At 43.3% G+C, this 1,713-nt stretch carries 1 protein-coding gene and 1 pseudogene; both read left to right on the top strand.

Annotated elements, in window-relative coordinates:
• Positions 1–239 precede the first annotated feature (239 nt).
• Entirely contained in the window at positions 240–1,391 is a 1,152-nt protein-coding gene (locus WBA23_RS05630; protein WP_424581272.1) for an alpha-hydroxy acid oxidase, read from the top strand.
• A gap of 5 nt (positions 1,392–1,396) precedes the next feature.
• Positions 1,397–1,713 (top strand): annotated as a pseudogene (locus WBA23_RS05625) (hypothetical protein); the annotation flags it as partial.

Genomic DNA, 1,713 nt, shown 5'->3' with positions numbered 1-1,713 from the left:
CAGCCCAGGCATCATACTGTTTAGAAAACATAGCCATGACTTCTTCTTTCTTATCTGCTGATTCCATATCTTTTTCTCAGCAATTTAAACACTAGTTCGCTAACTTACACTTTTGTCGTACACCCCTGATTACCTATTGCAATGGTTTCTCTGAAAAAGATGATTATATTAAAACCCTGTTTTGCTATCTAATTGATTTCGGTCTGGTACTATGATCGTGTTATTATGAACTAGATTAAATGACTACCAAATTCTATCCTCAGTATCCCTCAGTTGAACGATTACGAAAAAAAGCCCAATCCAGAGTACCATCTTTTGCTTTTGAATATTTAGATGGAGGCTGTAACGAAGATGTTAGTATTCATCGGAATACTGCCGAAATCAGAGATGTACAGTTACAACCCCGATACCTTCAGAACTACGGCACTTCTTCTACTAAGACTTCGGTTTTGGGAATAGAGTATGATGCCCCCTTTGGAATTGCCCCGGTTGGTCTACAGGGATTGATGTGGCCCAACTCCCCGGAGATTCTAGCTAAAGCCGCTTTTCGTCACAATATTCCTTTTATCTTGAGCACGGTGACTACTATGAGTATAGAACGGGCTAGTGAGATTACGGAAGGAAAAAGTTGGTTTCAGCTATATAACCCGGTAGAAGATAAACTACGAGACGATATCATCAACCGGGCGGAGGCGGCCGGGTGTCCGGTACTTGTGTTACTGTGCGATGTTCCTACTTTTGGTTATCGCCCTCGGGATATTAGAAATGGACTGGCCTTGCCCCCTAAAATGAGCCTGAGAAATATTATCCAAATTATGGGAAACCCTACCTGGGCGCTGAACACGCTCAGGTACGGACAACCTACTTTTGAAACGCTAAAACGCTACACTCCCAAAGGACTAAATTTGAAACAATTAGGCCAATTTATGGACAAGACCTTCTCTGGCCGACTAAATGAAGAAAAAATTAAGCCTATTCGTGATCGATGGAAAGGCAAGCTAGTACTAAAGGGCGTTGCATCAGAACGAGATACGGAAGATGCAATTAGAATGGGTTTTGACGGTATCATTATCTCTAATCACGGAGGAAGACAGCTGGACGCGGCTCAATCAACAATTAACTCATTAAAGGAGATTACAGCGAAATATAACGAGCAGATAGAGATCATGATGGATAGTGGGCTACGTTCGGGTCCTGACATTGCCCGTGCAATAGCCTGTGGAGCCAAGTTTACGTTTATGGGGCGCTCATTTATGTACGGCGCGGCCGCTTTAGGGGAACAAGGGGGAGAGCACACAATCACCATGCTAAAAACACAATTTAAGCAGGTAATGGATCAGCTGTGCTGCGAAAAAGTGTCAGATTTACCCAACCACCTACTAAAAAGCTAATACCAATGGCCACAACAATAGACAATTTCGAACAGGAAGTTCTCCCTGATAAAGGTAGTGGGGAATACGAAAGAGAACCCGTACCGGCTTCTAAATATAAGGGTTGGAAAAGTTTTCTGGGTATGTACGCCGGTGAGCACGCAGCCGGTACCGAGTTTATGATCGGCCCTCTGTTTCTTACGGCTGGGGTTAGTGCCTTTGATCTGATCTTCGGATTGCTATTGGGTAACTTATTAGCAGTATTGAGCTGGCGTTTTCTCACAGCCGAAATTGCGGTTAAAAACAGATTAACACTATACTATCAATTAGAAAAGATCTGCGG

This window comes from Tunicatimonas sp. (assembly GCF_049647865.1).
GTDB lineage: Bacteria > Bacteroidota > Bacteroidia > Cytophagales > Cyclobacteriaceae > Tunicatimonas.
This window is presented reverse-complemented; position numbering and strand designations above follow the sequence as displayed.